The organism is uncultured Roseovarius sp., from assembly GCF_913054395.1.
Lineage (GTDB): Bacteria > Pseudomonadota > Alphaproteobacteria > Rhodobacterales > Rhodobacteraceae > Roseovarius.
The window spans coordinates 1-5,108 of sequence record NZ_CAJXIP010000195.1 but is presented as its reverse complement, the minus strand read 5'-3'; the positions used below and the strand labels follow the sequence as shown (position 1 = coordinate 5,108).

Genomic DNA, 5,108 nt, shown 5'->3' with positions numbered 1-5,108 from the left:
TGCAGGGGGCAATCTGGTTGCCTGTTCCATTCATGGCCTTTTTAACAAAATCCGCATCCGCCAACATCGGGCGCGCGAGTGACACCATATCGGCGCAGCCCGTAGCAAGCACTTCTTCACCCACCTCGGGCGAGTTGATCCGGTTGGAAGTGATCAGCGGAATGCCGACCTTGCCCATCAGCTTTTTTGTGACCCAGGCAAAGGCCGCGCGCGGCACCGAGGTGGCGATGGTTGGAATGCGCGCCTCGTGCCAGCCGATGCCGGTGTTGATGATCGTCGCCCCCGCGCGCTCGATCTCCTGAGCAAGCTGGACCACCTCTTCATGGGTGCTCCCGTCAGGGACAAGATCAATCATGCTGAGACGATAGATGATGATAAAGTCGTCGCCCACAGCGGCGCGCACGCGACGCACCACCTCGATCGGCAGGCGCATGCGGTTCTCATAGGGCCCGCCCCAACGATCCCTGCGCTTGTTGGTGTGGGTGACAAGAAACTGGTTCAGGAAATACCCTTCCGATCCCATGATCTCGACCCCGTCATAGCCCGCCTGCCGGGCACGGGTGGCGGCGGTGACAATATCGACGATCTGTTTTTCGATCCCCTCTTCATCAAGCTCTTTCGGCACAAAGGGGGATATCGGCGATTTGATCGGCGAGGCGCTGACGCAATCGGAGCCATAGGCATAGCGACCTGCATGCAGGATCTGCATCGCGATCCGGCCGTCGGCGTCATGTACCCGGTCGGTGACGATCCGGTGATTTGCAATATCGGCATCGCTAAAGAGACCCGCCGCGCCGGGAAACACCCCGCCTTCGCGGTTGGGCGCCATGCCGCCGGTCACCATAAGGCCAACACCCCCGCGTGCGCGGGCAGCATAGAATTCGGCAACCCGGTTCCAATCCTTGGTTTCCTCAAGGCCGGTGTGCATCGACCCCATCAGGACGCGGTTCCTGAGTGTGACATGGCCAAGATCGAGCGGCGCAAGAAGATGTGGATAGTCGGTCATGGCGGGCCTCCCTCAAAGCGCGATCCGAACCGTGAGAGGCAAACTGCGCGACACGTCGAATTCGGGCGCAGGATGCCGCCTTGGCCCGCGCTTGTCACCCCGAACGCTGCGTTATTCTTCGCCGTCGACACGGCCGCGCATCGCCTTGACCTCGCCGCGCACCTTCTTGGCCTTGAGGCGGCGCTTTTTCGACCCCAGAGTGGGGCGCGTCGGCACCCGGCGCTTGGGCTTTTGCGTGGCCGCAAGGATCAGGGCGGCAAGCCGGTCGCGGGCGATCTCGCGGTTGCGGGCCTGACTTCGGGTTTCGTCGCACTGGATGATCAACGCGCCCTCTTTCGACCAGCGCCGCCCGGCCAGCCGCCGCAGCCGCGCCTTGACGGGATCCGGCAGGCTTGGCGAGCGCTCGGCCTCAAAGCGAAGCTCGACCGCGCTGCTGACCTTGTTCACGTTCTGCCCACCGGGGCCAGAGGCGCGCATGAACTGTTCGGTCAGCTCCCAGTCGGCAATCGTGATCTGATCGTTGATTTTCAACATGCGCCTTTCCGGTTTCAGAATGTGTTGATTTCGCATATTCGAGAAGCTCAAAACCGGTTCCCACTTTTAAGCAACATGCTTTGACGCAAGTTTAAACCGCAAGTGGCCCGAAGCCAATCGAAAGGGCCGCCCCGATCCCGGAACGGCCCTCTAGAAGTTAGCGGAGGTGGGCCGGTTAGGCGCACCAATTCGGATGGCTTTTACGCCTCGGGGCTGCCCTAGACGATGCTCTCCTGAACTGTTCCGACACCTCGCTCCAATACCTCTGTAGACACTGGACCACCTCCTTTCGCTTGTTGAACTCACCCCTAGCCTGCCACAAATTTTACGTTTGTCAAAACAAAATGATGTGGTTCACACAGGTTTGTGCGCAGGATGATGCGTTATTGTGCTTGCAGAACCGCCACGCATTGGCGCGGCAGGTCCTGCATCGTCAATTCGCGGCGCGGCTTGGGCTTGGGCGCATTCGGGTCGGGCGGCGGCGGGTTGAGGATGTTGCGCACCCAGGTTTGTGCCTCGGCGCAACCGTCGCCGGGCGGGGGCGCAGCCTGCGGCTGACAGCCCGAAACATTGTCCGGACAATTCAGGCGCACGTGAAAATGATAGTGATGCCCATACCACGGCCTGACCTTGCGAAGCCACGCCCGGTCGCCCTTTTCATCGTTGCACATCTGCACCTTGGCCCCCGGAAAGATGAATATCCGCGCCGTGCGCGGGTCTTGCGCGGCGGCCTTTACGATTTCGTGATGCGCGCGGGTCCAGCTGCTGTTGGTATAGGCGCCCTTGGCGCGGCGCATCGAGATCGACGAGATGTTTTCACGCTGCGTGCGGCTTAAATCAAGGGTATCGGCGGGCTTGAGCCAGATATCGGCATCAAGCCCCATCTGATGGCTGGCATGCCCCGAAAGCATCGGTCCGCCGCGCGGCTGGCTTATGTCGCCGACATAAAGCCCGTTCCACCCGGGTTGCGCGGCGGCCTTGCGCGACAGGGTCTTGATGAAATCAATCGTGTCCGGGTGCCCCCAGTTGCGGTTCCGGCTCAGGCGCATCGCCTGCCAAGTGGGGCCGGTTTCCGGCAGGGTCGTCGCCCCCGCGATACAGCCCTTGGCATAACTGCCATGCGGCGCGGGTGCCTGTGCCGATCCATGCCCATGTGCACCGAAAAGCTGTTTCGCATGCACCCCGCGCATGGCGGCGGGAATGCTCTGGCTCGACACTGTGCCGGATGGTTTCGGCTCTGGCGCGGATTGCACGCAGCCCGCCAAGGCCATGACAAGAACGCTCAGTCTGAGATAACCGCCCATGTTTCGCTGTCCCCTTCGGATTTGACCCAGCGTAACAGGACAAGGCCGATCAGGAAAAGAAAAATGACCGGCGAAACCCCGATGCGCGCACTCCCGCTAAGGGTGGTGACAAGCCCGATCAATGCCGGTGCCATGAACGCGGTGGCGCGTCCCGACAACCCGTAAAGACCAAAGTTTTCCGTCGGCGCGGCCGGATCCGTGTGGCGCACCATCATCGTGCGGCTGGCCGCCTGAAGCATGCCGCCAAAGCCGCCGATCAAGACGCCGCAGCCAAAGAAGATCATGTCCGGCAGTTTTGATCCCTCGCCGAGGGGGATGCCGAAGATCTGGGTCCGATCCATGCCGACAATCGTTACGCAAACCGCAATCAGTGCCCAGATCGCGAAGATGATCACCGGCTTGGGGCCAAGCGCCTTGTCGGCCTTGCCGCCGATCCAGCTGAACAAAGCCGCCGAAATCGCGCCGATGATGCCAAAGATGCCCACCGACACGATCGACCAGTTGAGCACCAGAATGGCGTAGGTGCCGCCAAAGCCATAAAGCCCGTTCAGGGCATCGCGATAAAGCATCGACGACCCGAGATAGGTACTAAGGCTGATCCGGTGGCGCAGTCCCTTGATCGTCCTGGCCAGCGTCCCAAGCGCCGCGCTCACGCCGCGCCCCTGCCGGGGCGGGCCGATATCGCGCACCCACAGGAAATAGGGCACCATGAAGACCCCGAACCAAAGCGCCGTGAACGGCCCGACAAACCGCGTGCCTTCGCGCATCAGCGGATCAAGCCCAAACGCCGGATCAAGGCCGATCAGGGTCTTGCCAGTGGGCTGTTCGACAAAAAGCAACAGCATGATCATCAACGACAGAACCCCGCCGAGATAGCCAAAGGCAAAGCCGGAGCCCGACAGATCGCCAACCTCTTCGGCCGTACCAAGCGAGGGCAGTTGCGAGTTGATGAAGATGAGGGCATATTCCGCCCCCACAAAGCCAAAGCCAAAGGCCATAAGCCCCCACCACAGGTTTGACCCATCCGGGTTGGTCCACCAGAGCGCGGTCGCGCCAAGCACATACATCGCCGAAAATGCCAGGATCCACGGAAGCCGCTTGCCGGTTGTATCGGCAAAGGCACCCATGACCGGCGCGCCAAGCCCGATCAGCAACCCGGTCACCGTCAGGCAATAGGACCACATCGACTGCGCGCGCGCATCGGCCAGATCTTCGCCCAGGCCGGAAGCGATGAAATAATCCGATGCAATCGAGGCAAAGAACGGCCCGAAGATAAAGGTGACCAGCAAGGTATGATAGGGCTGGCTGGCCCAATCAAAGAAGAACCAGCCCCAGATACGTTTGCGCTGTGAAATCTCCGCCATGCCTGCCCCCTAGCCTTTGGCGGGATAAGACAGAGGTTGCTGCGCGCGTGCAAGCTATTCCTGAATGCCCTGCATCGGCGGCCAGGGTCGCATTGCGTCGGCCTCGATCCAGGCGGCGACCCACTCGGGGGCCTCTGGCACGTCATCCTGATGGTCCATTGTTGCCATCACGTCACCCGGCGCGACGATCCCCTCGCGCCCGGTGACGGCGGCGCGATAGATGATGTGATTGGCGCACTCGCCGTTCGCCTTCCACATGGATTGTTCGATATAAAGAAACCGCGAGTCCCAGAACACCGCCCGCGAGCGCATTTCGATCTTCTCGAACATGCGGATACGGCGCCGATAGCGCACGCTTGCCCCGGCAATCGCAAGGCCCCAGCGGTTGCGCCGCAGCGCACCGATAAGACCGACACGCCCGGCCAATGGAATGCGCCCCAGATCATAGATCGTCAGGGTCCGGCCATTGTTAAGCTCGCGCCACAGGTCGATATCCCAAGGCATGCAGAAATGATGCGACACATGCGTGCCTGTCAGGGGCAGGCGCGGCGCATTGCGGGTGATGAAAAGCTGCCAGAACAGGCGCAGAAAGGGGTACATGGGGGCTCTCTTTCGTTTGCGGGTTTGTCGGGCCTCGGCGCGGGCGCGTCAACCACAACGGCGCGTCAGCCTTGCGCTTTCTCCGCGCGACGCATAGGTGATAGGCGTTTCGATCAAAGGACCGCCCCTATGCAATCGCTTTTCCAGATCCTGATGCTTATCCTTGATATCGTCTGGTTTTTCATCATCGCCCATGTGATCATGAGCTGGCTGATCAACTTTCAGGTGCTCAACCTGCGGCAACAATTCGTGGCACAGGTCTGGTACGGGCTCAATCGCCTGCTGGAACCGATTTATGGC

5 protein-coding genes and 1 pseudogene are annotated in these 5,108 nt (G+C 61.1%); 1 reads left to right on the top strand and 5 read right to left on the bottom strand.

Annotated features, from left to right (window positions below):
• The 5 genes from QZ522_RS17680 to QZ522_RS17660 form a co-directional block, all read right to left on the bottom strand.
• Positions 1–1,006: 2,4-dienoyl-CoA reductase FMN-binding domain-containing protein (locus tag QZ522_RS17680; RefSeq protein ID WP_294614697.1), on the bottom strand; the 1,006-nt coding region annotated here is incomplete at its 3' end.
• Positions 1,007–1,117: 111 nt separating this feature from the next.
• Positions 1,118–1,540: an alternative ribosome rescue aminoacyl-tRNA hydrolase ArfB gene (arfB, locus tag QZ522_RS17675; RefSeq protein ID WP_294614695.1), complete on the bottom strand. Its 423-nt coding sequence runs from the start codon at positions 1,538–1,540 to the stop codon at positions 1,118–1,120.
• A gap of 383 nt (positions 1,541–1,923) precedes the next feature.
• Entirely contained in the window at positions 1,924–2,844 is a 921-nt protein-coding gene (gene mepA / locus QZ522_RS17670; RefSeq protein WP_294614693.1) for a penicillin-insensitive murein endopeptidase, read from the bottom strand.
• Positions 2,823–4,208 carry an MFS transporter gene (locus QZ522_RS17665; protein WP_294614692.1) on the bottom strand — a complete coding sequence of 462 codons (1,386 nt, stop codon included), beginning with the start codon at positions 4,206–4,208 and terminating at the stop codon, positions 2,823–2,825. Before QZ522_RS17665 ends, mepA begins: the two co-directional genes overlap by 22 nt.
• Before the next feature lie 54 nt (positions 4,209–4,262).
• Positions 4,263–4,808 carry an acyl-CoA thioesterase gene (locus tag QZ522_RS17660; RefSeq protein ID WP_294614690.1) on the bottom strand — a complete coding sequence of 182 codons (546 nt, stop codon included), beginning with the start codon at positions 4,806–4,808 and terminating at the stop codon, positions 4,263–4,265.
• A gap of 129 nt (positions 4,809–4,937) precedes the next feature.
• Here QZ522_RS17660 and QZ522_RS17655 point away from each other — a divergent pair.
• A pseudogene (locus QZ522_RS17655) lies at positions 4,938–5,108 on the top strand (YggT family protein); the annotation flags it as partial.